The organism is Bradyrhizobium sp. LeoB3 (assembly GCF_055456055.1).
Genome location: NZ_JBVBEF010000041.1, coordinates 49,148 through 75,214, shown reverse-complemented (window position 1 = coordinate 75,214; position 26,067 = coordinate 49,148). Strand labels below are relative to the sequence as shown.

The following is a 26,067-nucleotide window of genomic DNA, read 5'->3' as shown; positions in this document are numbered from 1 at the left end:
GGCCCCAGCATGGAGTTTGAATCAGAAATTCCTCCAATTGGGAATCCCGATTCCGCTAAAAAACAACACGCTCTAGCCGTCGTTCCAGGGCGCCGGGTCTTCGGAAGACTGCCGTCACCATCTCATGAAATTGCCGAACGGCGCTTCCGCGGATCGTCCGACATCCGCCGGTGGACGTGGAACGATCGAGGCCGGCGGCCGCGGCGGCGGTGTCTGCTGACGTGGCCCGGTGGCAGGCGGCGAGCCGAAGCCGAAGAAATCGCCAAAGGTCGAGGCAGGCGGCGGATTGGGCTGGGCCGGCCGGAACACACGCTTCTGCGCTGCCGGCTTTGGCGGTGCGGGAGCTGCCGCCGTCGCTGCGGGCGCCGTTCCGGCGCCCGCCCCCTCGGGGGTGGTCGCGGCAACCGGCGTTTCTCCCTTGGCCTGCTCGCGACCGATTTCGCGGCGCGGCCAGGCAAAATCGTCGGCGCGGCCGGCGGGTGGCGCGAGCGGCTCGCCCTTCACCAGGGTTCGTGCCGTGAGCGGATCGACCGCGGCTGGACGCGAGCCGGGGCCGCCGAGCAACTGATCGGTGCCGACGGAGGAGGCGACCAGCGGCACAATTGGTCCCGCCAATGGCCGCGCAGGCTGGCCGGGCGTAGCACTGGCGTCAGGCGTCGCCGGCTCGGTCGGCAGCGCGATCGGTGTGGAGCGGGCGAGCAGCCGCGTCACTTCGCGGTCCACATAGTGCGCCAGCTTGCGCGCGCCGGCCTTGGTGAAGAAGACGCCGTCCGAGGTGCGGAGCTGGCGAATCTGGCCTTCGAAATCCGGGCCCTTCTGCATGAAACGACCGGCCTCGTCGACGAAGCCATCCCAGACATCGACGTAGGTGATGCCGGCCTTGGCCGCGCTGTCCCGGTACAGCGAATCCAGGAACAGCATGTCCGACGTTCCCTTCTGGCCGCGGATCGCCGGCAGGCCGACCCACAACACCGGCACGCCCTTGCTCTTCAGCACGCCGATCAGTTCATCGATCTTCTTGTTGTAGAGCTCGACCCAGCGTTCGTCGCGGAATTCATAGACGCCGTTTGCCGAACGCGCGCTGCGCTCGGGCGCCGCGGCCTGCGGCGCGTCGGCGGCATCCTCGGGTGATAATTCGGCATCGACCGGCTTGTCGTCCGGCTTGGCGGCGCCATCCGAAGGCTTGGCGTCCTTCTTCTCGGTTTTCTTGTCGTCCTTCTTGTCGACGACAGGCTCGCGGATCGAAACGCGGTCATTGAGACCGAGTATAACCACGATCGCATCCGCTTTTTCGGTGGCGAGGATGCTCCGCGCGGCGGCGGCCCAATCGGAGGGCTCGCCCTTGGGCTGGTATTTGATCAGGCCGGACACGGTCTTGTGCTTGCGGATCACGCCCATGTCGGGCTGTTCGGAATAGGTGTCCTCGAGGCCATAGGCGAGCCAGTCTGCCATGGCATCGCCAAGCACCAGCACGTTGCGCTCCGGCGCCGTGTCGCGCTTCGCCGGCGGTGGCGCTCGCGAAAAATCCTGACGCGGCGCCTGTTGCTGCTGTTGTTGCTGCGGCGGCGCATGCTGGAAGGGAGCGAAGAAATCCCCGCCGAACCAGCCGCCGCCATTGTTGCGCGGCGCCGAGCGCTGCGGTGGACCGCCAAAGCCCGGAAAGCCGAAGAACTGCGCCGAGGCGGGGCCGGCGATCCCGACCAGCAGCGCGATCGCAACCGCGAGCGCGACCAGCGGGCCGCTCTCGGTGAACATGCGCAGGAAGGACTTTGGCTTCGGCATCAAAGCTCGGTCGAAATGGATTTTGAGGACAACGCCATACTACCGGAATCGGGCCTCAAGCGGGCATATTTTCCAGCATGGATCGGGCATCCGCCCAGGTCGTCAAGGCGGCGGCCAAATAGCGGTATTTGGGTAATTTTTGGGGTCTTATCGCCCTCTCAGGCGCTCCAGCATGTCGGAAGTGGCAAATCCGTCGGCGGGCGTGCCGATCGAGGCCTGGAAACCGCGCAGCGCTTCCCTGGTCTGGCCGCCGATCTGGCCGTCCGGCGTGCCGCGGTAAAAGCCGCGCTGGGCGAGCAGTTGTTGCAGTTCCAGCCGTTCGGCCCGCGACAGCACCCGTTCCTGGCGTGGCCAGGGCTGCACGAAGGGCGGCCCGCCGCGCAGGCGGTCGGCGAAATGGCCGATCGCCAGCGCATAGGCCTCCGCCGGGTTGTACTTCATGATCACCCGGAAATTCTGCATCATCAAAAAGCCCGGACCTTCGGCGCCGGCGGGGGCGAGCAGATAGGCCTTGTCGGTCGAGCGCGGGAACGGCTGGTTGTTGGCGCGCCGCAGTCCAAGCTGCTGCCATTGCGCGAGCGTCATCGCCTTGGCACGGTCGGCCATCATGTAGTTGAAGTCCTTGGGAACCACGACTTCGTAACCCCAGCTCTGCCCGGTCTGCCAGCCGTCCTTTTTCAGGTTGTTGGCGGTTGAGGCGATCAGGTCGGCCGGGTTGTCGACGACATCGCGCCTGCCGTCGCCGTCACCATCGACCGCGTAACGCTTGAAAGCGGTCGGCATGAATTGCGTCGGACCGAACGCGCCGGCCCAGGAGCCGCGGAGCTGTTCAGGGCGCAGATCGCCGCGATTGAGGATTTCCAGCGCCGAGAGAAATTCATCCTTGAAGTAGGCCTGCCGGCGGCCGATGCAGGCAAGGGTGGCGGTCGATTGCACCACGCTGCGGTCGCCCATCTGGGTCGAATAATTGGATTCGATGCCCCAGATCGCCGCGACCGCGTAGCGGTCGACGCCGTAGGCTTTTTCCGCGGCGTCGAATTGCACCTTGTATTTGGCGAGGATCTCGCGGCCCTTGGCGAGACGGTTGTCGTTCACGAGGATGTCGAGATAGTCCCAGATCGCCTTGGTGAATTCGGGCTGCGAATCCAAGAGATCCATGATGCGCAGGTCGGGCGTGAGTCCGGCGGTGAAGCGCTCGAAATTCTCGCGTGTGACGTTGCGTCGCGCCGCATCGGGCCACATCGAGGCGACACAATTGTCGAAATTGGCCGCCGCCTGCCGGATCGCGGCCGCCGTCATCAATGGGTGACCCGAAGCGCCGTCCTCGCCGCTCCATGGCGGAGCAGAGCTATCGCCAGTGGCGGCCGCGGGCGGTGGTGAGGGGTTGGGTCCCGAGAAGAGGTTGCCGAACAGATCCGCGAGCCCACCCTGGGACTGGGCCAAGGCCTGATTGGAAACAAGCAGAACCGCCGCGATTATCATCGCGCTGGTTCGGCTCCTGGTCGCTGTTCCCGTCCGCCGCATGGCTCGATCTGCCCGTTCCAACGATTGGTTCAGAAGGCCTTGTGACGGTTTCCAACAGCTTAACAAAGGCGAGATTTTGTTTTGATCGGTCACAACGACAAAAGCGACGCGGCATCACACATCCGCCTTTGTTCCCGGCTGCAAACCGGATAGCAAGGTGCGATACCTGTCTCACACATTTCAAGGCGCCCGACATTCCCATGAAAATCCGTAAAGCCGTCTTCCCCGTCGCTGGTCTCGGTACCCGTGTCCTGCCCGCCACCAAGGCAATGCCGAAGGAAATGCTGACCATCGTCGACAAGCCGCTCATCCAATACGTGTATGACGAGGCGAAGGAGGCCGGGATCGAGCATTTCGTCTTCGTGACCGGCCGCAACAAGGCCACCATCGAGGACCATTTCGACCGGATGTTCGAGCTCGACAGCACGCTGGTCGCGCGGGGCAAGAAGGCGGAGTTGGATGTCCTGGCGCAGTATCAGCCCGAAGCAGGTGCCGTCAGCTTCACCCGGCAGCAGGCGCCGCACGGGCTCGGCCACGCGGTATGGTGCGCCCGCGACATTATCGGCAATGAACCTTTCGCGGTGGTGCTGCCGGACGAGCTGGTGCTGAACACGCCGGGCTGCCTCGCCCAGATGATCGAGGCCGCGGGCAAGCTCGGCGAGAAGTCGAACCTGATCGCGGTCGAGGAGGTGCCCGACCATCTCACCCACCAATACGGCATCTGCGGCGTCGGCCCGCGTCATGCCCATCCCACCATGTTCGAGATCAACGGCATGGTGGAGAAGCCGCCGAAGGGCACGGCGCCCTCCAACCTCTCGATCACCGGCCGCTATATTCTGCAGCCGGAGATCTTCGAGATCCTGGCGACGCAGGAGCGCGGCGCCGGCGGCGAGATCCAGCTCACCGACGCCATGATCGGCCTGGCGAAGACGCAGAAATTCTATGGCGTGGAGTTCGAAGGCGAGCGGCACGATTGCGGTTCCAAGGCCGGCTTCCTGCGCGCCAACCTCGCCTATGGCCTGCGCCGCCCCGAACTGCGCGACGGCCTGCTGGCGGAGATGAAGAAGTATCTGGAGAAGTGACGGCGAGGAGTTCGCTCGCGCTGTCATCATCCGCGCGCAGGCGGATGATCCAGTATCCGGCGATGCTGGTGATCGATCTCTGAAGCCAACGCGTACTAGATGCCCCGCCGGAGCCTGTCATCGGGCTCGCTGAAGGCGAGACCCGGTGGCGGGGCATGACGGCTGTGGTGGCTTAGGCCACGAGCGACATTGTCTGCAGACTTGCGACCACACTCTGGTTGCGGCCATTGGCCTTGGCGGCGTAGAGCGCCCGGTCGGCGGCTTCCACCAGATCGGTCCAGTTCTGGCCGGCCAGAGGCGTCAGGCTCGCGACGCCGATGCTGACGGTGGTGATGGTCTCTCCGTCACACCATTGTTCGACCTTGCGGCGGATCATCTCCGCCACGCCGAACGCTTCCACGGCGCTCTGGCCGGGCAGCAGCACGGCGAATTCCTCGCCGCCCAGGCGTGCCGTGCAATCGCCGGCGCGCCGGACCGAATCCGAGATGCAGATCGCGATGCCAACCAGCACCTGGTCGCCGGCCTGGTGACCATAGGTATCGTTGAAGGCCTTGAAATGGTCGGCGTCGATGATGAGCAGGGCGAGCGGCGTCTCATGCCGGCCGGCGCGGCGCCATTCCGTATCGATATCGGCATCGAACTTGCGCCGGTTTCGCAAACCGGTCAGCGCGTCGGTGGTCGCGAGCTCCTCGAGCTTCTCCTCGGCCTCGGCGCGGCGGCCGATCTCGCGCGCCAGAAACAGCGTGGTGCCGAGCACGAACAGGACCAGTGCCGCCATGATGGCGCCGATCCGGGTCGCCTCCTTGCGCCACAGGCTGAAGACGCCGTCCAGCGGCTTTCCGACCACGGTAAACAGCGGGCCGTTTCCGCTGCGGCGAACATAGAGCCGCGGGGTCTGGTCGATCGGGCCGGCACCGGCATAGGAGCCGTTGTTCTTCAGGTTGTCTGGAGTCCAGTTGCGCCGCTCCGCCAGGTTGGTGCCGATGACATCGAGATCGAACGGCGTGCGCATAATGATCGTGCGGTCGCGACGCAGCACGGTGATGGTGTCGCCGGGGGCAAGCGTCAGCCGTCCGAACAGTTCGTGGAAATAGCTGAAGCGGATCGAGCCCGCGACGACGCCGAGAAAACTTCCGTCTTCGCCGCTGATGCGCCGGCTCAGCACGATCGCGTAGGCGCCGCGGTGGAGCATCGGCTTTGAGATGTAGAGGCCTGTGTAGGGCTGGTCGCGATGGATGTGGAAATATTCTTCGTCGCTGCGGTTCTCGATCAGGGGATCGAGCGTCGATGCATCGTCTACCAATTGCCCCGTGCTGTCGAAGACCTGGATCGCGCCAAAGTGCTTTGCGGTGGCGGCGTGGTCGAACAGGATCAGGTGCCGGACCTCATTGCTGACTTCCTTGATCTCCGGCATCACCATGGCGCCGGCGACCGCGCGCAGCGAGAGGTCGTACAGTTCGATGTTGCGGCTGATATCGGCGTCGATGCCGGCGGCGAGATTTTCCAGCGTCTGCCGTGCCAGCTCCTCCTCGCCGCGGCGCATGTCGAGCATGACGCTGGTGCAGATGGTGGAAAAGCCGATCACGGTCGCGACCGAGGAAGCGATCAGGAGCTTCGTCGATAGCCGCCAGTGCCGCTTTGCTTGTTGTCGCCGTTCGTTTGGCATGTTTGGTCCCGGGCCACCCTTCATGCACCGGAAACATTGTTGCCGCCTTAAACGGCGACAGCGAACCGCGAATGGGTTAACGGTTGGTTGGTTCGACTGACAATTTTCGGCAATGGCGTGAATTCAAGGGACCTGAGGTGAACGATTACGGCCCATTGCGGGACTATCTGAAGAGGCAGACGCTGACCGAACTGGTGCTCAGCTTCGAGGAGATCGAGACCATCATCGACGCGCCGCTGCCGCGCGCGGCGCAGCGCGCCTCCTGGTGGGATAGCCTGCGTAGTCCACAGGAAAGGATGCCGCAGCGTGAAGCCTGTCTCGAAGCCGGCTACGTCGCCACGCGCCAAGCCGACGGCAACAGCGTGAAGTTCAAGCGGCTGCCCCAGCGTCGTTCCCGCGCAGGCGGGAACCCATAACCACAGGGCGTTGTTGTTAAGCTCGCTGTGGCTCCAGCGTGCTGCAAAATGCACACTTGTGGTTATGGGTCCCGGCTCAAGGCCGGGACGACAGCGGAAGATCAGCTCGCGGCTTCCAGCCGCTCCTCGGTGAGCAGGCGCATTGCGGCGTCGGCATCCATCGGTTCGCCGAAGGCGAAGCCCTGCGCGTATTCGCAGCCGAGCTGGTAGAGCTCGACCGCATCCGAATCCGTTTCCGCGCCTTCCGCCACCACGTCCATGCCGAGGTCGTGGGCGAGCGCGATGATCGATTTCAGGATCACGGGCCGGGTGCCGCGGCTGGTGGTGCGGACGAAGGACTGGTCGATCTTGATGGTGTCGAACGGGAAGCGTTGCAGGTAGGACAGCGAGGAGTGGCCGGTGCCGAAATCGTCCAGGGAGAGCCCGGTGCCGAGCTCGCGGATGCGCGCCAGCATCTGCGCGGCGTGCTCCGGATTCTCCATCACCAGCGATTCCGTCAATTCCAATTTCAGCGTGCCGCGTGCCACCGAGGAGCGTGACAGCACGGTCCTGATGTCGTGGATCAGGTCGTGGCGCAGCAATTGCCGTGAGGAGACGTTGACGGAGGCAAAGATCGGCTCGCGCGAGCGCATCGCGCGTTGCCAGATCGAAAGCTGCCGCGCGGTCTGGTCCATCACGAACGTGCCGAGGTCGACGATCAGGCCGATCTCCTCCGCGATGGAGATGAATTCGGACGGCGACATCCGCCCGAGTTTCGGATGATCCCAGCGCGAGAGGGCCTCGAAGCCGGCGATCGAGCGGTCCTCAAGGCGCACGATCGGCTGGTAGAGGATGGTGATCTCCTGCCGCTCGATGGCGCGGCGCAATTCGCTCTCCAGCGTCAGCCGGTCGGTCTTGCGCGCGCGCATCGCCGGCTTGTAGACGTCGATGCGGTCGCCGCCGATGCGCTTGGAATGATACATCGCAAGCTCGGCGTCCTTGATGATCTCGTCGGTGAGCTGCGTCTGCGGGTCGGAGAGCGCCAGCCCGATCGAGGCGGTCAGGAATATCTCGCGGTCGTTGAAGGCGATCGGGGCGCGGATGGTCTTGCGGATGGTCTCGGCAAAGGCGGTGATCCGCGCCGGGTCCTGCTCCGACAACAGGATCAGGCCGAACTGGTCGCCGGCCAATCGCGCCAGCGTGTCCTGGGGTTTGAGGATGCGGGTCAGGCGGCGCGCCAGCGTCAGCAGGATGGAATCGCCGACCGCCATGCCGACGGAGTCGTTGACCTGCTTGAACCGGTCGAGGTCGATCACCATCAATGTCGGCCGCAGCGTCGGCACCGTCTTTGCGAGATTGGCGACCGCGCTGAGCCGGTCCATGAACAATTTGCGGTTGGGCAGGCCGGTCAGATTGTCGTGGACCGAGTCATGCAGCATCCGCTCTTCGGAGTTCTTGATGTCGGTGACGTCGGTGAGTGTGCCGACGACGCGCGAGACCTCGCCGTCGGAGCCGACGACAGGCCGCGCCTTCAGCGCGAACCACATGAAATGGCCATCCGGCGTGCGCAGCCGGAAATCCTGCACCAGGCGGCCACGGCGCTGGTCGAGCACGCTGTCGAGCGCGGCACGGAAACGGTCCTGGTCGAGCGGATGCAGCACCTCGAGCCATGTCGCCGCCGGTCCTTCCAGCGTGCCGCGCTTCAGGCCAAGCAGGGCCTCGGTCTCTGGGCTGGTGAACACCTTGTCGGCGGAGACGTCCCAGTCCCAGATCAGGTCGCCTGAGCCGGTCAGTGCCAGCGCCCGCCGCTCGACATCGGAGACGACGCCGGTGGTGGCGCCGCCGCCGGCAAACGCGTGCTGCATCACCGTGAAGCCGATCAGCATCACGATCAGCACGAGGCCGCCGAGCAGCGCCGGGCCGACGATGTCGTTGGTGACGCTGCCCGCCACCGTCATGCCGGCCGCGACCACCCAGACCACCAGCAGGAACCAGGTCGGGATCAAGAGCACGGCGCGATCGAAGCCGTGGGTCGAGAGATAGACGATCAGGGCAAAGCCGGCGAAGGCGATCATGACGAGCGACATGCGCGCGATGCCGGAAGCCACCGCCGGATCGAACAGCGCCAGCGCCACCAGCGATCCCAGGAACAGCAGCCAGCCGATGGTGATGTGGGAATAGCGCACATGCCACCGGCTCAAATTGAGATAGGCGAACAGGAACACGAGCAGCGTCGCCGCCAATATCGCCTCGCCCGCCGCGCGCCAGACGCGCTCGGCGTTGTTCGACATGTCGAGCACCTTGCCCCAGAAGCCGAAATCGACGCCGATATAGACCAGCACCGCCCAGGCGAGCGCGGCTGCCGCCGGAAACATGATGCTGCCCTTGACCACGAACAGGATCGTCAGCACCAGCGCTAGCAGGCCGGAAATACCGATCACGATGCCCTGGTAGAGCGTGAACGAGTTGACCTTGTCCTTGTAGGACTCCGGCTCCCACAGATAGAGCTGCGGGAGCTTGTCGGTGCGCAATTCCGCGACATAGGTGACGACCGCGCCCGGATCGAGCGTGATGCGGAACACGTCGGCAGTCGGGCTTTCCTGCCGCTCGGGACGGTCGCCGACCGACGGCGTGATGGTAGCGATGCGCGACAGGCCGAGATCCGGCCAGAACAGGCCGGATGAGACGATGCGGTAATGCGGCGCGACGATCAGGCGGTCGAGCTGGTCGTCGGTATTGTTGGCGAGCGCGAACACCACCCAATATTGCCCGCCCTCGCGGGCGCGGACCTCGATGCGGCGGACGATGCCGTCGGTGCCGGGCGCGGTCGAGACCTGGATGCGGTCGGTCTCGCTGCGCTGGTGGTCGAGAACGGCGGTGAGATCGATCGCGGGCGCGTCGCTGCGGACGCTGACGGCGTCAACTGCGCGCGCCGGAGCGGCGCCGACAACCATCATGAGGGCCAGCGCAAGCGGCGCAAGCCACCTGATCAGACGCAATGTCAGTACTCCGCGCTTTCACGATTCATGCGGGCGAACCAGCGCCCCGCCGCTCCCGGATAAATGCCACGAAAGCGAAGGAAATCAAAGGGTTTCCGGCTAGGCCGGCAGTGGAAGCGTTAAACGACCAACACAATTTTGCCAATATGTGCGCTGGTTTCCATTCGCCGGTGAGCGTCGGCCGCCTTTTCCAATGGGAAAGTGCTGTCCATCAGCGGCTTTACCCGCCCCTCGCGGAGTAGCGGCATTACCTTGGCCTCGATCGCCGCGACCATTGCCGCCTTGTCCGCATTACTACGGGGGCGGAGCGTCGAGCCCGTATGGTGCAGGCGCTTCACCATTAGTTTCGCGAAATTGGCGCTCGCTTTTGGCGCTCCGGCCAGGAAGGCGATCTGCACGATCCGCCCTTCGACGGCGGCTGCGTCGTAGTTGCGGTCGATATAGTCGCCGCCGACCATGTCGAGGATGACATTGGCGCCGGCGCCATCGGTTGCGGCCTTCACCTCGGCTACGAAATCCTCGGTCCTGTAGTTGATCGCGCGATCGGCGCCAAGCTTGAGGCAGGCCTCCGCCTTGTCCTGCGAACCGACGGTGATGATCACCTTGGCGCCGAACGCCTTCGCAAGCTGGATCGCCATGGTGCCGATGCCGGAGGAGCCACCATGGATCAGCAGCGTCTCGCCTTTTTGCAGGCCGCCGCGCTCGAACACATTGTGCCACACCGTCATCAAAGTTTCGGGAAGCGCGCCGGCTTCCTCGATCGATAGCGACGGCGGCACCGCCATCGCCTGCCCGTCCTGCGCGATGCAATATTGCGCATAGCCGCCGCCGGCGACCAGCGACATCACGGTGTCGCCGACCTTGTGCCTGGTGGCGCCGGGACCGACCGCCACCACTTCGCCTGATATCTCGAGGCCGGGCAGATCGCTCGCGCCGGGTGGCGGCGGATAGGAACCGGAACGCTGCGCCACGTCAGGCCGGTTGACGCCGGCCGCCTTCACCTTGACCAGGATTTCGCCCTGGCCCGGTACCGGCACCGGGCGCGTCTCCGGCAGCAATACTTCCGGCCCGCCGGGCTTGCTGATGCCGACGACGGTCATTTGCGCGGGCAGCTTTTCCATGGTTTTTCCTTGGCGAAATGGGAGGATTCCAGACGCGGCACGTTGATTACCCAGCCTGCATCGCGCTGGCAACCGCCGCAACGGGATCGTGACAGAGCATGGCCGGAAAGTGGAGACCGGCTTTCATACTTGAAGCAAAGCACGGAGAACGCGCATGGCGATGGAAGATGACGACCGGCCGAGGAAGAAGATTTCGCACGAGATCGGGCAGGACCTGTCGCTGCTCTCGGTCGAGGAATTGACCGACCGCATCGCGATGCTCTCGGCCGAAGTGGAGCGCCTGCGCGAAGCGATGACAAAGAAGCGCGCCTCCAAGGAAGCCGCCAACAGCTTCTTCAAATCGTAGCGCTCACCCGTAGCCCGGATTGCGCTGCGCTCCATCCGGGCTACGAAACTGGTATCCTGTCCCAAACTAGGCCAATGGCCGATATGGCAAACGAAGCTTAAACAAAATCGCTCATTTACGATCAATTAAGCTTTCTCGTTTATGACTGCATCGTCCTCGTTTGGACACCGAGTGGCTCCTGTCCACTCTGTTTGACGCCTCCCTGTTATCAACTTCAAAGCCGCCGGAAACGGCGGCTCTTTTTTGGCTTTGTCACAGGCTTGTCGTCGCCGCCATGCGGCCGGAAACCATAAATCCGGATGCGGCTGGACTCTTCGCCCCGCAAGCGCAATGATTTGTTCATCATAAAGCTGGCGCCAAAGCTGGCGGTGTTCAAAATTAAAAGTGGCGTGAGGGCGTTAACCATGCTGGAGCGGTCGCAAAGCGATTCCGCACTTGTTCTGTTCAGCGAGCGGCTGACCAATTCTGCGGCATTCGGAGCCTTGTTCCGTGAGGGCATGGACCTGGTCGAGGAGACCGCCGCCTATCTCGATGGCGACGGCCGCGGCCAGGCCAAGGCGCTGGAACGGTCCGTCAGCCTGACCTATGCGACCGAAAGCATGCGCCTGACCACCCGTTTGATGCAGCTTGCCTCCTGGCTGCTGCTGCATCGCGCGGTAAAGGAAGGCGAGATGACGCTGACCCAGGCCAATCGGGAGAAGACCAAGGTCAAGCTCTCCGCGGCAGATCCGGGTCCGGCGGAACTGATCGAGAAACTGCCGCAACAATTGCAGGACCTGATCACCCGCTCGATGGACCTGCAGGCACGCGTGCGCCGGCTCGACACCACGATCCATGCGCCGCCCGCCGATCGCGCCGCGATCGGCAACCCGCTGGTGCCGCAGCTCAACCGCCTGAAGGCCGCGTTCGAACGGTAACTGCAACTCTAACCGTCATTGCGAGCGTAGCGAACCAATCCATAGCGCCGCGGGGTGCCATGGATTGCTTCGCTGCGCTCGCAATGACGCGTGGAAACAAAAACGCCCCTGATTTGGCAGGGGCGTTCGTTGAACGTCGAAAAGGAAGAAGGAAGCGCAGCCTTGCGCTCAGTCCTTTTTCAAAAAGCCGGAAAACTTCTTCTGGAACCGCGACACGCGGCCGCCGCGGTCGAGGATCTGCTGCGAGCCGCCGGTCCAGGCCGGATGCGACCTGGGGTCGATATCGAGCTGCAGCTTGTCGCCTTCCTTGCCCCAGGTGGAGCGGGTCTGGTACTCGGTGCCGTCGGTCATCACGACCGTAATCGTATGATAATTCGGGTGAATATCGGCTTTCATGGCATCCTTCGGCGCGCCGGCGCCCGTCGCAAGTGGTCCAAAGATACGGGATTTGGGCCGCTCTATAGCGTAAGGAAACCCGCAAAACAAGCCACCGGGGATCACCGGATTAGGACTCTTCCGGATTTGCCAGCCGCTTCCGCGGGGCCTATCTGGAAAACATAAAAACTGGTCCTTGTCCCGATGAGCGCAGCCGAACAGCTTGACCACCCGCCCAGCCCGATGCCGCCGCGGCGCGATGCGCTGCTCGAAGGCGAAGCGCTGGTTGAAGCCACCTTGACCGAGACGGAAGGGAAGAGCCGCGCCAGGCTGAAGCCGCTGCTGGCGCTCGCGCCCTATGTGGCGCGCTACCGCGGACGGGCGATCCTCGCTTTTATTTCTCTGACGGTTGCGGCGATCACGACGCTGATCGTGCCGGTCGCGATCCGGCGCGTGATCGACTTCGGCTTCACGGCCGAAGGCATCGCCATGATCAACAACTACTTCAGTGTGATGATCGCGGTGGTGGCGGTGCTCGCCGGCGCCAGCGCCTCCCGCTATTACCTGGTCATGACGATCGGCGAGCGCATCGTCGCCGATCTCCGGCGCGACGTGTTCGCGCATCTGATCTCGCTGTCGCCGTCCTTCTTCGATTCCGCGCGCAGCGGCGAGTTGGTGTCGCGCCTGACCGCCGATACCACCCAGATCAAATCAGCGGTCGGCGCCTCCGTGTCGATCGCGCTCCGCAACATGATGCTGTTCCTCGGTGCCGCCGCGATGATGGTGGTCACCAGCCCGAAGCTTTCCGGCTTCGTGCTCTTGGCGATCCCGATCATCGTGATCCCGCTGGTCGCGTTCGGGCGCTGGGTGCGACGCTTGTCGCGCAATGCGCAGGATACGCTCGCGGACGCCAGCGCCTATGCTTCCGAGCTGGTCGGCGCCATCCGGACCGTGCAGGCCTTCACCAGCGAGCGGCTCGCCGCCACGCGCTTCGGTGGCGAGGTCGAGCAGGCCTACGACGCCGCGCGCAGCTCCACCCGCGCACGGGCCGTGCTCACCTTGATCATCATCTTCATCGTGTTCTCGAGCGTGGTGCTGATTCTCTGGGTCGGTTCGCACGACGTGCTCGCGGGCGCGATGACGCCGGGACGTTTGGGCCAGTTTATTCTCTACAGCGCCTTTGCTGCGAGCGCCCTCGGCCAGCTCAGCGAAGTCTGGGGCGAAATCTCCGCAGCCTCCGGTGCGGCGGAGCGGCTGTTCGAGATCCTGCGGGTCAAGCCGGAGATCACGGCGCCGGCCGCGCCGCTCGCGCTGCCGCAGCCCGCGCGTGGTGACGTTGCGTTTGACAATGTCAGCTTCGCCTATCCGACGCGGCGGTCCGTGAAGACCGTCGACGGTGTCTCGTTCTCGGTGCGATCAGGCGAGAAGGTCGCGATCGTCGGTCCCTCCGGCGCGGGCAAGAGCACGCTGTTCCATCTGTTGCTGCGCTTCTATGATCCCGCCTCGGGCACGATCTCGTTCGACGGCGTGCCGATCCGGCAGGCCGATCCAAGCGTGGTGCGCTCGCGCATGGCATTGGTGCCGCAAGACACCGTGGTGTTCGCAGCGTCGGCGCGCGAGAACATCCGTTTCGGGCGGCCCGATGCTTCCGATGCCGAAGTCGAGCGCGCCGCCGACCTCGCGCACGCTACCGAATTCCTGCGCCGGCTGCCCGGCGGCTTCGAGGCCCAGCTCGGCGAACGCGGTGTCACATTGTCGGGCGGCCAGCGCCAGCGCATCGCGATCGCACGCGCGATCCTGCGCGATGCGCCGCTTTTGCTGCTCGATGAAGCCACCTCCGCGCTCGACGCCGAAAGCGAGACGCTGGTGCAGACCGCGCTGGAAGAGCTGATGCGCCACCGCACCACACTGGTCATCGCACACCGGCTCGCGACCGTGCTCTCCTGCGACCGCATCCTGGTGATGGAGCATGGCAAGATCGTCGAGCAGGGCACCCATGCCGAGCTGGTCGCCGCCAACGGGCTCTATGCGCGGCTGGCAAGGTTGCAGTTCGAAGGGATTTGAGACCTCACGATCTCGGCTCTACGGCTTCCACCGCATCTTCAGTACCGGACGTCCTGACGTCGGGTTGACGTCCTCGCCGGCATGCACAAAGCCGTTTCGTTCATAAAAACGGATGGCCCGCGCATTGTCCTTATTGACCAGCAGCGTGACGCCATCAGGCGAAAGGCGCTTGGTTTCATCGACCAGCGCGCTTGCCAGCTTTGAACCCCAATGCGTGGGATCGACCACCAGTTGGTCGAGATAGCCGCTTGCATCGATGGTCACGAAACCGATCAGCGCGTTTGCCTCTTCCGCGACGATGATGGTTGCCTTCGGCACCAGTTCGCCGCGCCAGCGCTCGCGCCACCACGCCACGCGCGCATCGAAATCGATCGTCGGATAGGCCTGCTGCCAGGTTCGCCGCCAAAGCTCGATCGCCGCGTCCTCGTCCTCGGCGCGATAGGGGCGGAGGTCAAAAGCCCCGCTCAAGCTGCCACCAACGCCGTCATGCCCGGGCTTGTCCCGGGCATCCGCGTCCTTCCTGCTCGCGACGCCAGAGAACGTGGATGGCCGGGACAAGCCCGGCCATGACGCTGTGGCGAGAGCCAGCCCAACATCGCCGTTACCGTTCCGTCAGCTTCAGTTCGATGCGGCGGTTACGCTTGTAGGCGTCTTCCGTCTGCGCGGTGTCGAGCGGCTGGAATTCGCCAAAGCCGGCGGCGACGAGCCGCTGTGCGGGCACCCCGAGCGAGACCAGATACTGCACCACCGAGATCGCGCGTGCGGCGGAGAGATCCCAGTTCGACTTGAACACCGGGCTGTTGATCGGCCGCACGTCGGTGTGGCCGTCGACGCGGAGCACCCAGGCGATCTCGCTCGGGATCTGCTTGTCGAGGTCGATCAGGGCAGCCGCGAGCTTGTCGAGCTCGGCGCGGCCTTCGGGCAGCAGGGTGGCCTGTCCGGTATCGAAGAAGACTTCGGACTGGAACACGAAGCGGTCGCCGACGATGCGGACGTCTGGCCGGTTGCCCAGGATGGCGCGCAGGCGGCCGAAGAACTCCGAGCGGTACCTCGATAGTTCCTGCACCCGCTGCGCCAGCGCCACGTTCAATCGCTGGCCGAGATCGGCGATGCGCCCCTGCGATTCCTTGTCACGTTTCTCAGAAGCATCGAGCGCTTCTTCGAGGGCGGCAAGCTGGCGACGCAATGCGCTGATCTGCTGGTTCAGCACTTCGATTTGCGCCAGCGCCCGCGCGGAGACCAGCTTCTCGGAATCGAGCGCCTTGGTGAGTTCGGTGGCGCGGCCCTGCGCGTCGCTGCCGGCATTGGCCAGACCCTCATAGAGGCCCTTGACACGGTCGCGCTCGCCTTCGGCCGAGGCAAGTCCGGCGCGGAGCTGCGCGATCTGTTCGCCGAGGCTGAGCTTGCCGAGCTTTTCAAGCGACAGCATGTCGTTGAGCTGGGCGATCTTGGCGTTGAGCTGTTCCAGCGCCTTGTCCTTGCCGGAGACTTCCTGCGACAGGAAGAACTGCACCACCAGGAACACCGAGAGCAGGAACACGATCGACAGCACCAGCGTCGACAGCGCGTCCACGAAGCCCGGCCAGTAGTTGAAGCCGGATTCACCGCGGCGGGCACGGGCAAGGGCCATTTTGACTCTCTACTAGCGTTAGCAAAGGTACCTCCAGGGAGGCCGCAAGTTACACCTCTCCCGGAGGGAGAGGTCGGATCGCCTCGGCGATCCGGGTGAGGGGTTTTGCTCTATCGATAGACCGGGCGCCCTCACCCGGCGCTACGCGCCGACCTCTCACTCCGGGAGAGGTAACCGTGTGGCTCTCGTCCGTCTTCAAGATCGACACCGTCCCCGTCTCTCTAACTCTTCTCCGGCTGACGCGCGAGGCGTTCGAGCAGGCGCTTGATCTCGCGGTTCTGTTCGCCCTGGCCGTCGGCCCATTCCCGGATCATCTGTTGCTCGGTGCGCATATGCGCAACCAATCCCTGGATCGCTTCGGCCAGATTGGCCATCGCCGCGGTGGTGCCGCGGGTTCCCGCGCCTTCCTCCACCGCGACACGCAGCCGCTCGATCGCGTGCTGCAGGTTGCCGCCACCACCTGCGGCGGCCACGACGCCGTCGCCGGCGTATTCGCGCACCGTGGTCGCAAGCCAGTCCTCAAGGTCGGTATAGAAACGGTTCTGTGCCTGGCTGGATTGCAGGTCGAGGAAGCCGAGGATCAGGGAACCGGCGAGGCCGAACAGCGAGGACGAGAAGGAGATGCCCATGCCGCCGAGCGGGGCGGCGAGGCCCTCCTTCAGCGTGTCGAACAGCGCGCCGGCGTCGCCGCCGACCTTCAATCCATCGATCACCTTGCCGACCGAGCCGACGGTTTCGATCAGGCCCCAGAAGGTGCCGAGCAGGCCGAGGAACACCAAAAGGCCCGTCATGTAGCGCGAGATGTCGCGTGCCTCGTCGAGGCGGGTCGCGATGGAGTCGAGCAGGTGCCGCATCGTCTGCTGGCTGATCGACATCCGCCCGCTGCGCTCGCCGCCGAGGATCGCCGCCATCGGCGCCAGCAAGGTCGGCCGCCGGTCGATCGCGAGCCCGGGATCGGCGATTCGGAAATTGTTGACCCATCGCACCTCGGGATAGAGCCGGATCACCTGGCGGAACGACAGGATGATGCCGATCAAGAGCACCGCGCCGATCAGCGCGTTCAGCCCCGGATTGGCGAAGAAGGCGACGACGATCTGCTTGTAGAGAACGATGCCGATCAGTGCGCACAGCACCAGAAATACCAGCATCCGCACCAGGAAGATCCGTGGAGAGGACAGTTTGCTGAGTTCGGTCTCCATGTCGGAGCGGGGAGAGGAGGGCATTGCCGGCATGTCCGTTGCGAAAAGCCGCGTTGGGCAGCCAATATGGCACAGCGGCCAAGGGAAGAAAGACAGGAAACCAGTGATTCGCGGCGGAAGCGGAATTGGGCGACGACCGCAGCAGCGTCATCCACCAAAATCGTCTCGTTCGGCAATGTTCCGCGCATCATCAATTGGGCGAATCGCCGACCTCGGCTTAGCGGGACGCGCACCCGATCCTCATTCGGCAGTGTCGCGAAGGCAGGGGGACGGATGCCTGCACCGGATCGCTGGAGAGGGACAAACCATCGGAAAACGCCGGAAGCCGATTCTCCCCGATGCGCGCTCGAGAAAATCGGGTCTCAGCCGCTGCGTCGGAGAAGACGCAGTCCGTTACCCCCACAAGCTCCGATGGAACCGGTTTCACAATCCGGTGAATCGGAGAAAAATATGCTAATTCAATATGTTCTCCGTATGTGACATTGAGCCGCCGCCGTCATGTATTGCGTCGCAGCACCCCCACCTTATCCTGAATAGCGTGACAAGGCGGAGTCGGCAGAGACGCCGCGTTTTCATGTGTGTTCAACAATTCAAACTCGGGGCGACGCTTTCAATGTCCGGACTACGCGCACGAACGGCATGCATTCTCCTGATGCTGGCCGCCACGGCGCCACTGCTGGCCGGTTGTGATGAGCCGACTGCGGCGACCGCTGCGTCGGATGCGGCGCCCGAACCCGAGGTCAGCATTGTCATCGCCAAGCCGCAGCCGCGCGCGGTGGTGCGCGAGCTGCCCGGCCGCGTCGCGCCGACGCGGGTCGCCGAAGTCCGCCCGCGCGTTTCCGGCATCGTCGTCGAGCGCCTGTTCCACCAGGGCACCGAGGTGAAGGCCGGTGATCCCCTGTATCGCATCGACCCGCGGCCGTTCGAGGTTGAGGTGCAGTCCAATCAGGCTGCGCTCGCGCGCGCCAAGGCCGTGCTCGATCAGGCGGCCCAGCACGCGCATCGCGTTACCACGCTCTACAGCCAGAAGGCGATGCCCGAGGCCGAGAACGAGAAGGCGATTGCCGCGCAGCGCCAGGCCGAAGCGGATGTCGCGGCCCGCGAGGCGGATCTCGCGCGCGCCAAGCTCAATCTGGATTACGCCACCATCCGTGCTCCCATCGACGGCATCGTCGGCGCCGCCCTGGTCAGCGAAGGCGCGCTGGTGGTGCAGAACGATTCCACCTCGCTTGCGACCATCCAACAGATCGATCCGATCTATGCCGACTTCACCCAGTCGGTCACCGAGCTCAACCAGCTACGCCGCGCATTCGAGACCGGCGAACTCGACCGCATCGCGCCCGACGCGATGAAGGTGCGCCTGTTGCAGGACGATGGCACGATCTATTCGATTCCCGGCAAGCTCTTGTTCTCGGACGCCAAGGTTGACGCCTATACCGGGCAGGTGACCCTGCGTGGCGAGTTCCCCAATCCAAGGCGCGAATTGTTGCCGGGCATGTATGTGCGCGTGCTGATCGAGCAGGGCATCGATTCCGACTCGATCGCGGTCCCGCAGCAGGCGATTCAGCGCAATGGCGGTGGCGGCAGCGAGGTGTTCGTGGTCAAGGACGACGGTCGCGTCGCGGTTCAGCCCGTGCGTACCGGCTCGCTGCAGAATGGGCAGGTGTTCGTGACCGAAGGTCTGAAGTCCGGCGACCGCGTCGTGGTCGAGGGCTTCCAGAAATTTGCGGCAGGCGACAAGGTCCGGCCGCAGGCATTCACCGAGGCGGCGGATGCTTCGATCGTTGTGCCGGGGGAAAATAAAGCCGCGCAAGCGCTGCGGTGATCCGAGATGGCGAGCTTTTTCATCGACAGGCCGATCTTCGCCTGGGTCGTCGCGCTCTTCATCTGCCTGATCGGCGCGATCTCGATTCCGCTGCTGGCGATCGCGCAATATCCGATCATTGCGCCGCCCTCGATCTCGATCTCGACCAGCTATCCCGGCGCCTCGCCGGAAAATCTCTATAACAGCGTCACCCGGCTGATCGAGGAGGAGCTGAACGGCGCCTCCGGCATCCTGAATTTCGAATCCACCAGCGACTCGCTCGGCCAGGTCGAGATCATCGCCAATTTCGTCCCGGGCACCGAGACCAGCCAGGCCTCCGTCGAGGTGCAGAACCGCCTCAAGCGCATCGAGGCGCGCCTGCCGCGCGCCGTGATCCAGCAGGGCATCCTGGTCGAGGAAGCGTCCAGCGCGGTGCTGCAGATCATCACGCTGAACTCGACCGATGGCAGCCTCGATGAAATCGGGCTTGGCGACTTCATGATCCGCAATGTGCTCGGGGAAATCCGCCGCATCCCCGGCGTCGGCCGCGCCACGCTGTATTCGACCGAGCGCTCCTTGCGCATCTGGCTCGATCCGGCAAAGCTGGTCGGCTACGGCTTGACCGCCGACGACGTCAACAAGGCAATTGCCGCGCAGAACGCGCAGGTCGCCTCGGGCAGCATCGGCGCGGAGCCGGCGACGGACTCGCAACGGGTTTCGGCGCTGGTTCTGGTGAAGGGCCAGCTCTCTTCGCCGGACGAGTTCGGCGCCATCATCCTGCGCGCCAATCCTGATGGCTCGACCGTGCGCCTGCGCGACGTTGCGCGGCTTGAGATCGGCGGCCTCAGCTACCAGTTCCAGACCCGCCTCAACGGCAAGCCGACGGCGGGCCTCTCGGTGCTGCTGTCGCCGACCGGCAACGCGCTCGCGACCGCAAGCGCGGTGGAAGCCAAGATGAAGGAGCTGTCGCGCTTCTTCCCGGCCAACATCTCTTATGAGATCCCCTACAACATCACGCCCGTGGTCGAGGCTGCGATCGAGAAGGTGCTGACGACGCTGGTCGAAGCCGTGGTGCTGGTCTTCATTGTGATGTTCCTGTTCCTGCAGAACATCCGCTACACCATCATCCCGACCATCGTCGTGCCCGTCGCGCTGCTTGGCGCCTGCGCCACGCTGATGCTTCTCGGCTATTCCATCAACATGCTGACCATGTTCGGCATGGTGCTGGCGGTCGGCATCCTCGTCGACGACGCCATCGTCGTGGTCGAGAACGTCGAGCGCATCATGGCCGAGGAGGGCTTGCCTCCGAAGGAGGCGACCCGCAAGGCGATGTCGCAGATCACCGGCGCCATCATCGGCATCACGCTGGTGCTGGTTGCCGTGTTCATCCCGATGGCGTTCTTCCCGGGATCGGTCGGCATCATCTACCGCCAGTTCTCGGTCACCATGGTCGCCGCCATCTCGTTCTCGGCGCTGCTGGCGCTGTCGCTGACGCCGGCGCTGTGCGCGACATTGCTCAAGCCGGTCACGGCCGGGCACGGCCATGCCCGCCGCGGCGTGTTCGGCTGGTTCAACCGCACGCTCGATGCCGGCCGCGACGGCTATACGCGCACGGTTGGATGGACGCTGAAGCGCACCGGACGACTGATGCTGATCTATGTTGCGCTTCTGGTCGGGCTTGGCTGGGGCTTCATGCGGCTGCCCGGCGGCTTCCTGCCGGTCGACGACCAGGGCTTCATCACCACCGACGTGCAGACGCCCTCGGATTCCTCCTTCGCCCGCACCGAGGCCGCGATCGAGAAGGTCGAGAAGTATCTTTTGGCACGCTCCGCCATCGAGAACGTCACGTTTCTCACCGGCTTCAGCTTCCTCGGCCAGGGCTTCAACACCGCGCAGGCCTTCATCACGCTGAAGGACTGGTCGGAGCGCGGGCCGAAGGATTCGGCGGCCGCAATCGTCGCCGACATCAACCGCGACCTTTCATCGATCCGCGACGCCAAGATCTCGGCGCTGCAGCCGCCGCCGATCGACAACCTCGGCAACTCCTCGGGCTTCTCGTTCCGCCTGCAGGACCGCGGCCAGAAGGGTTACGCCCAGCTCATGGCCGCCGCCGACCGCCTGATCGCGGAAGCCAATGCCAGCCCCGTGCTGCAGAAGGTCTATATCGAAGGCCTGCCGCCGGCGCCGCAGGTCAATCTGGTGATCGACCGGGAAAAGGCCGGCGCCTTTGGCGTCACCTTCGAGGACATCAACAATACGATCTCGACCAATCTCGGCTCGAACTACATCAACGATTTCCCGAACCGCGGCCGCATGCAGCGCGTCGTGGTGCAGGCGGACAAGTTCACCCGCATGAATGCGGATGATATCCTGAATTACAACGTCAAGAACAACCGCGGGCAGCTCGTGCCATTCTCGTCCTTCGCCACGGTCGAATGGCAGAAGGGACCGACCCAGATCGCGGGCTTCAACTATTATCCCGCCGTGCGCATCTCCGGCGAGGCGCGAGCCGGCTATACCTCGGGCGATGCCCTGAACGAGATGGAGCGGCTCGCGAACAGATTGCCGCGCGGGTTCGGCTATGAGTGGACCGGACAGTCGCTGCAGGAGAAGCTGTCGGGCTCGCAGGCGCCGTTCCTGCTAGGCTTGTCGGTGCTGGTCGTGTTCCTCCTGCTCGCCGCGCTGTACGAGAGCTGGACGATTCCGATCGCGGTGCTGCTGACCATACCGCTCGGCGTCACCGGCGCGGTGATCGCCGCGAGCATGCGCGGGCTCGCCAACGACGTCTATTTCACCGTCGGCCTGATCACCATCATCGGCCTTGCCGCCAAGGACGCCATCCTGATCATCGAATTCGCCAAGGACCTGCGCGCCCATGGCAAGCCGCTGCTCGAGGCGACCATCGAGGCCTGTTCGCTGCGTTTCCGCCCGATCCTGATGACCGGCCTCGCCTTCGTGTTCGGCGTGTTCCCGATGGCGATCGCCAGCGGCGCCGGCGGCGCCAGCCAGCAGGCGCTCGGCACCGTCGTCATGGGCGGCATGATCGCGGTCGTGATCCTGGCGCTGTTGATGGTCCCGGTGTTCTTCGTCAGCGTTCAACGCGTGCTGGCCGGCGACCGCGAGCCGAAGGAGGCGGCGCCGCAGCAGCCGCGTGCGGCACCGGCACGGCCAACGCACTGACATGTCATTGCCGGGCTTGACCCGGCAATCCATCGCCAAAACGGCTCTTTGCGATGATGTTGGATGGCCGGGTCAAGCCCGGCCATGACGACTTGGTTGCAAAGAAGCAACTATCCCAGCGGCTTCAAAATCTTCACCAGTTCGCCGTGCACGAATTCGTTACCGCAGACCACGTGTCCGGTTTGCAACGGATCGTCATTGCCCTCGATGCCGCTCACGGTGCCGCCGGCCTCGCGCACCATGATCTGCCCGGCTGCGATGTCCCACGGGGAGAGGTTGCGTTCCCAATAGCCGTCGAGGCGGCCGGCGGCGACGAAGGCGAGGTCGAGCGAGGCGGCGCCGAAGCGGCGGAAGCCGGCGACCTTGTTCTGCAGCACGGCCATCTCCTTCAGCGCCAGTCCATGGTCGCCGCGGCCGATATGGGGCAGGCCGCAGGCGACCACGCATTCGTCAAGCCTGCGGCGGCCGGCGACGCGCAGACGCTGGTCGTTGAGGAAGGCGCCCTTGCCGCGCTCGGCGATATAGAGCTCGTCATTGGCGGGGTTGTAGATCACCCCCGCGATCACCGTGCCCTCGCGCGCCAGCCCGATCGAGATCGCGAATTGCGGGATCCCGTGCAGGAAGTTGGTGGTGCCGTCGAGCGGATCGACGATCCAGCTGTGGCTCTTGTCGGTGCCCTCGCGGGTGCCGCCTTCCTCGCCGATGAAGCCGTAGCCCGGGCGGGCCTTGGCGAGGTCGGTGTAGAGCATCTCCTCGGCGCGCTTGTCGGCCAGCGAGACGAAGTTCGCCGGCCCCTTCAGCGACACCTGCAGGTGCTCGATCTCGCCGAGATCGCGCTTGAGGCTGCGGCCGGCGCGGCGCGCGGCCTTGACCATGACGTTGATGAGGGCGGAATAGAGCATGATGGAGGGCTTGTCGGTGGGAAAACGGCCCAAGCGCCGTCGGGGATTTCCGACTGCGTGCCCTCTCGGGATGGCGCCGTCAAGGCGTCATTTGCCGGTGCCGAGCCAATTGCGTGCGGCCTCCTCGGCCTTGGCGCGGTCCTGCGGGCTCATGTCCAGCAGCATCTCGTCCAGTTCCGGGTCGCCCTTGCCTGCGGTCTTGGCGACGGTGTGCCATTTCAACGCCTCGACCTTGTCCTGCGGCACGCCCTGGCCGGTGGCGAGCAGGCGGGCGAGGCGGTTCTGCGCGATTGGCGAGTTCTGCCGGGCCGCCTTGCGCAATAGCGCCACCGCCGCCGGCTGGTTCCGCGGCGTGCCGGAGCCGTTGTAGAGCGCGATCGCATATTCGACCTCGGCATCGACATTGTCGGCGAGCGAGGCGGCCTGCAACAGCCGCACCGATTTCTCGAGATCCTTGGGCACGCCGGTGCCCTCCTTGTAGAAGGTCGCGAGCGCGTACTGCGCCTCGGGACTGCCGGCGTCGGCCGCCATCCGCAACAATTCGGCACAGCGCTTGAGGTCCTGCGGCAGCGTCTGGCCGTCGAGATAGAGCAGCGCCAGATTATAGGCCGCCTTGGGATTGCCGAGCTTGGCCGAGGACGCCAGCAGCTTGACTGCCTCGTCCTTGTTCACCGGGCCGCCGCGGCCGGCAAGCCGCATCATCGCGAGCGCGAACATCGCCTCGCGGTCGCCGGCGTCGGACCCGCGCTGGTACCATTCGGCCGCCTTGCCGTAATCGCGCTTGACGCCGAGCCCGTTGGCATAAAGCTCGCCCAGCATCGTCATCGCCTTGGGGTCGCGGGCGTAGTTTGCGCGGTTGGTGGCGAGGTCGAAGGCGGTCTTGTAGAGGCCGCGCTGATAGGCGCCATAGACGAGATCGACATTGGGATCGTCGAACGGGTGCGTCGGGGCCGGCGATGGCGAAGGTGAAGGCGACGGCTTTGGCGCGGCCGGCTTCTTTTCCGCCGCGGCCTTCGGCTTTTCCGCTGCTGCCTTCGGCTTTGGCGCAGGCTTCGGCGCTTCCTTTTTCGGAGCCGGCTTGCTGGCCGGCGCCTGTGCGGCGGGCGGCGTCAGCGAAATCTGCGCGACCGCGCCCGTCGTCAGCACGGCGCAGCCGAGCACCACCGCTATTGGACGCAGCAGACTCATTCCGGAGTCAGTCCTGCCCTTGTCTTCCCAACCGCGCTCGCATGCGCTTCGCGGATGGTCGCGCCGACCTCGGCGAGCGCTGTGCCAGCGCCGCGCTGGTCGGCGAAGATGAAATCGCCGACCAGGACGAAGTCTGCGCCGGCGGCTGCAAATTCGAAAGCCTCTTCACGCGAAATGGCGTAGCCGACGCAGGGCGGCTCGAACAATTCGTCCCACCAGTTGAGCCGCTCGGCGATCGCCTGCGTCGAGGGCCGCTGCCCGCTCGCATCGGGCTCGCCGAACAGCACGTAATCGGCGCCGAGCTCGCCGGCGGCCATGGACTCGTGGCGCGTCGGCAGCCCGCCGACGCCGGCGATGCGGTCCGGCTTCAGCGACGGCAGCGCGTCCTCCAGCGCGGCAAGGCCGGTGAGATGCGCGCCGTCGGCGCCGGCGCGCGCGACGAGCTCGACATGGCCGTCGATCAGGAGCGCGGCGGCCGCGTTCTGGACCACCGGCGCCAGCGCTTTCACGCGCGAGATCATCGTGCGCTGGTCGGTCTCGCGCAGCCGCACCAGCACTGCCGCGACATCGGCCGCGGCGAGCAAAGCGGGCAGGCTTGCGAAGAGTTCGGAGGGATCTTCCACCACCGGCGTCGCGAGATAGAGGCGCGGCGCCGGGCGCGGCGGAACGGGCTTTGCGGCCAATTATGCCACCTTCTTTTCCAGGCCGGTCTCCCACTCGCCCTTGCTCGCGAGCGCGTTCATGCGCGCGCGGTGGGTGAAGGCGCGCTGGCCGGCCGCGACATTCCCGGCCTTGCCGGACCACGCCTTCTGCGGCGCCGCCTGCAGCGCGCGGCCGTAGGAGAAGGTGAGTTTCCAGGGCAGGCCGCCGATCCGGTTCATGGCGTCAAGATGCGCGGTCGCCTCTTCATCGCTCTGGCCGCCGGAGAGGAAGGCAATGCCGGGCACGGCCGCGGGCACGCAGGCCTTCAGGAGCCGGATGGTCTTTTCGGCAACCTCCTGCACCGATGCCTGCTTCGGGCTCTTCTTGCCGGATACCACCATATTCGGCTTCAGCACCATGCCTTCGAGCTCGACGCGCTGCATGAACAGTTCGCGGAATACGGTGTTGAGCACCTGCTGCGTCACCTCGTAACAGCGGTCGATGTCATGGCCGCCGTCCATCAGCACCTCCGGCTCGACGATCGGCACGATCTGTGCTGCCTGGCACAGCGCGGCGTAGCGCGCCAGCGCATGCGCGTTGACATGGATTGCGGTGGTCGTGGGAATACCCTGTCCGATGTCGATCACGGCGCGCCATTTCGCAAAGCGCGCGCCGCGCTCGTAGTATTTCTTCAGCCGATCGGCAAGCTTGTCGAGGCCGACGGTCACGAGTTCGCCGGGGCAGGCGGGCAAGGCTTGCGTGCCCTCGTCCACCTTGATGCCGGGGATGCTGCCGGCCTGCTCGATCAGCTTGACCAGCGGCGTGCCGTCCTTCGCGTTCTGCCAGATCGTCTCGTCATAGAGGATGACGCCGGAGACATATTTGCTCATCGCCTCCGTCGAGCGAAACAGCATCTCGCGGTAGTCGCGACGGTTCTCCTCGGTCGATTCCACGCCGATCGCGTCGAAGCGCTTCTTAATGGTCCCTGAGGATTCGTCGGCGGCCAAAATGCCCTTGCCCGGGGTGACCATGGCAAGCGCGATCTTGTTGAGGTCAGCGAGATTCATGGAACGTCCTCCAGATGGTTCATGCCCTTGCAAACCAAAATAGGCGGTTATCGGGCAATTGCCTAGAAAACGTTCGCCGCGGCCGGCGGTCGCGCAAGCCGGAGCAGGATTAACATTAAAATCGAACAGCGACTACAAATCGAACGACCCTCCGCCTTCCGGGTGCGAGGGGAGGGTGGAGAGC

22 protein-coding genes are annotated in these 26,067 nt (G+C 64.8%); 7 read left to right on the top strand and 15 right to left on the bottom strand.

Annotated features, from left to right (window positions below; genetic code table 11):
- Window positions 1-114 precede the first annotated feature (114 nt).
- Entirely contained in the window at window positions 115-1,782 is a 1,668-nt protein-coding gene (locus ACZXDY_RS24625) for an SGNH/GDSL hydrolase family protein (RefSeq protein WP_464347275.1), read from the bottom strand.
- Window positions 1,783-1,929: 147 nt separating this feature from the next.
- Window positions 1,930-3,264: a lytic murein transglycosylase gene (locus tag ACZXDY_RS24620; RefSeq protein WP_464347274.1), complete on the bottom strand. Its 1,335-nt coding sequence runs from the start codon at window positions 3,262-3,264 to the stop codon at window positions 1,930-1,932.
- A 242-nt stretch (window positions 3,265-3,506) separates the two neighbouring features.
- Between ACZXDY_RS24620 and ACZXDY_RS24615 the strand changes: the two genes are divergently transcribed.
- Window positions 3,507-4,388: a UTP--glucose-1-phosphate uridylyltransferase gene (locus ACZXDY_RS24615; RefSeq protein WP_464347273.1), complete on the top strand. Its 882-nt coding sequence runs from the start codon at window positions 3,507-3,509 to the stop codon at window positions 4,386-4,388.
- Window positions 4,389-4,560: 172 nt separating this feature from the next.
- Here the strand turns inward: ACZXDY_RS24615 and ACZXDY_RS24610 are convergent, their stop codons facing one another.
- Entirely contained in the window at window positions 4,561-6,054 is a 1,494-nt protein-coding gene (locus ACZXDY_RS24610) for a GGDEF domain-containing protein (protein ID WP_464347272.1), read from the bottom strand.
- 137 nt (window positions 6,055-6,191) lie between these two features.
- On the opposite strand from ACZXDY_RS24610, the gene ACZXDY_RS24605 reads away from it, so the two are divergent.
- Entirely contained in the window at window positions 6,192-6,470 is a 279-nt protein-coding gene (locus ACZXDY_RS24605) for a DUF7662 domain-containing protein (RefSeq protein WP_464347271.1), read from the top strand.
- Window positions 6,471-6,571: 101 nt separating this feature from the next.
- Here the strand turns inward: ACZXDY_RS24605 and ACZXDY_RS24600 are convergent, their stop codons facing one another.
- Window positions 6,572-9,448 carry an EAL domain-containing protein gene (locus tag ACZXDY_RS24600; RefSeq protein WP_028163738.1) on the bottom strand — a complete coding sequence of 959 codons (2,877 nt, stop codon included), beginning with the start codon at window positions 9,446-9,448 and terminating at the stop codon, window positions 6,572-6,574.
- A gap of 119 nt (window positions 9,449-9,567) precedes the next feature.
- On the bottom strand, window positions 9,568-10,569 hold the full coding sequence (locus tag ACZXDY_RS24595; RefSeq protein ID WP_464347270.1) for an NAD(P)H-quinone oxidoreductase: 1,002 nt from the start codon (window positions 10,567-10,569) through the stop codon (window positions 9,568-9,570).
- 154 nt (window positions 10,570-10,723) lie between these two features.
- On the opposite strand from ACZXDY_RS24595, the gene ACZXDY_RS24590 reads away from it, so the two are divergent.
- The gene (locus tag ACZXDY_RS24590) at window positions 10,724-10,915 is read left to right on the top strand and encodes a DUF1192 domain-containing protein (protein ID WP_028163736.1); all 192 of its coding nucleotides are present in this window, start codon (window positions 10,724-10,726) and stop codon (window positions 10,913-10,915) included.
- A 214-nt stretch (window positions 10,916-11,129) separates the two neighbouring features.
- Here the strand turns inward: ACZXDY_RS24590 and ACZXDY_RS24585 are convergent, their stop codons facing one another.
- A complete protein-coding gene (locus ACZXDY_RS24585; protein ID WP_464347269.1) occupies window positions 11,130-11,321 on the bottom strand; it encodes a hypothetical protein in 192 nt (63 codons plus the stop codon).
- Here ACZXDY_RS24585 and rcdA point away from each other — a divergent pair.
- Window positions 11,320-11,832 (top strand): protease adaptor protein RcdA, encoded by a 513-nt coding sequence (gene rcdA, locus ACZXDY_RS24580; protein ID WP_028163735.1) that lies wholly within the window; start codon window positions 11,320-11,322, stop codon window positions 11,830-11,832. The genes ACZXDY_RS24585 and rcdA overlap by 2 nt on opposite strands.
- Window positions 11,833-12,000: 168 nt before the next feature.
- On the opposite strand, the gene rpmE is transcribed toward rcdA, so the two are convergent.
- Entirely contained in the window at window positions 12,001-12,228 is a 228-nt protein-coding gene (gene rpmE, locus ACZXDY_RS24575; RefSeq protein ID WP_028163734.1) for a 50S ribosomal protein L31, read from the bottom strand.
- Window positions 12,229-12,411: 183 nt separating this feature from the next.
- Here rpmE and ACZXDY_RS24570 point away from each other — a divergent pair, with 183 nt between their 5' ends.
- Entirely contained in the window at window positions 12,412-14,271 is a 1,860-nt protein-coding gene (locus ACZXDY_RS24570; protein WP_464347268.1) for an ABC transporter ATP-binding protein/permease, read from the top strand.
- Between the two features lie 18 nt (window positions 14,272-14,289).
- Here the strand turns inward: ACZXDY_RS24570 and ACZXDY_RS24565 are convergent, their stop codons facing one another.
- From ACZXDY_RS24565 to ACZXDY_RS24555, 3 genes are all read right to left on the bottom strand, one after another.
- On the bottom strand, window positions 14,290-14,739 hold the full coding sequence (locus ACZXDY_RS24565; RefSeq protein WP_464347267.1) for a GNAT family N-acetyltransferase: 450 nt from the start codon (window positions 14,737-14,739) through the stop codon (window positions 14,290-14,292).
- Window positions 14,740-14,872: 133 nt separating this feature from the next.
- Window positions 14,873-15,901, bottom strand: a complete 1,029-nt coding sequence (locus ACZXDY_RS24560) for a peptidoglycan -binding protein (protein WP_028163731.1) — start codon at window positions 15,899-15,901, stop codon at window positions 14,873-14,875.
- A gap of 221 nt (window positions 15,902-16,122) precedes the next feature.
- A complete protein-coding gene (locus ACZXDY_RS24555) occupies window positions 16,123-17,124 on the bottom strand; it encodes a hypothetical protein (RefSeq protein WP_028163730.1) in 1,002 nt (333 codons plus the stop codon).
- A gap of 589 nt (window positions 17,125-17,713) precedes the next feature.
- Between ACZXDY_RS24555 and ACZXDY_RS24550 the strand changes: the two genes are divergently transcribed.
- Complete coding sequence (locus ACZXDY_RS24550) at window positions 17,714-18,925, top strand: efflux RND transporter periplasmic adaptor subunit (RefSeq protein ID WP_155255152.1); 1,212 nt, start codon at window positions 17,714-17,716, stop codon at window positions 18,923-18,925.
- A gap of 6 nt (window positions 18,926-18,931) precedes the next feature.
- Entirely contained in the window at window positions 18,932-22,084 is a 3,153-nt protein-coding gene (locus ACZXDY_RS24545; protein WP_464347266.1) for a multidrug efflux RND transporter permease subunit, read from the top strand.
- Here ACZXDY_RS24545 and ACZXDY_RS24540 read toward each other — a convergent pair.
- The 5 genes from ACZXDY_RS24540 to ACZXDY_RS24520 form a co-directional block, all read right to left on the bottom strand.
- Window positions 22,000-22,194 carry a DUF2537 domain-containing protein gene (locus ACZXDY_RS24540; RefSeq protein ID WP_464347265.1) on the bottom strand — a complete coding sequence of 65 codons (195 nt, stop codon included), beginning with the start codon at window positions 22,192-22,194 and terminating at the stop codon, window positions 22,000-22,002. The two genes, ACZXDY_RS24545 and ACZXDY_RS24540, sit on opposite strands and share 85 nt — an antisense overlap.
- Window positions 22,195-22,986: an inositol monophosphatase family protein gene (locus ACZXDY_RS24535; protein WP_028163727.1), complete on the bottom strand. Its 792-nt coding sequence runs from the start codon at window positions 22,984-22,986 to the stop codon at window positions 22,195-22,197.
- Window positions 22,987-23,073: 87 nt separating this feature from the next.
- A complete protein-coding gene (locus tag ACZXDY_RS24530) occupies window positions 23,074-24,174 on the bottom strand; it encodes an SEL1-like repeat protein (RefSeq protein ID WP_464347264.1) in 1,101 nt (366 codons plus the stop codon).
- On the bottom strand, window positions 24,171-24,857 hold the full coding sequence (locus ACZXDY_RS24525; protein ID WP_464347263.1) for a thiamine phosphate synthase: 687 nt from the start codon (window positions 24,855-24,857) through the stop codon (window positions 24,171-24,173). Before ACZXDY_RS24525 ends, ACZXDY_RS24530 begins: the two co-directional genes overlap by 4 nt.
- Complete coding sequence (locus ACZXDY_RS24520; RefSeq protein ID WP_464347262.1) at window positions 24,858-25,883, bottom strand: class I fructose-bisphosphate aldolase; 1,026 nt, start codon at window positions 25,881-25,883, stop codon at window positions 24,858-24,860. It lies immediately after the preceding gene.
- Window positions 25,884-26,067 lie beyond the last annotated feature (184 nt).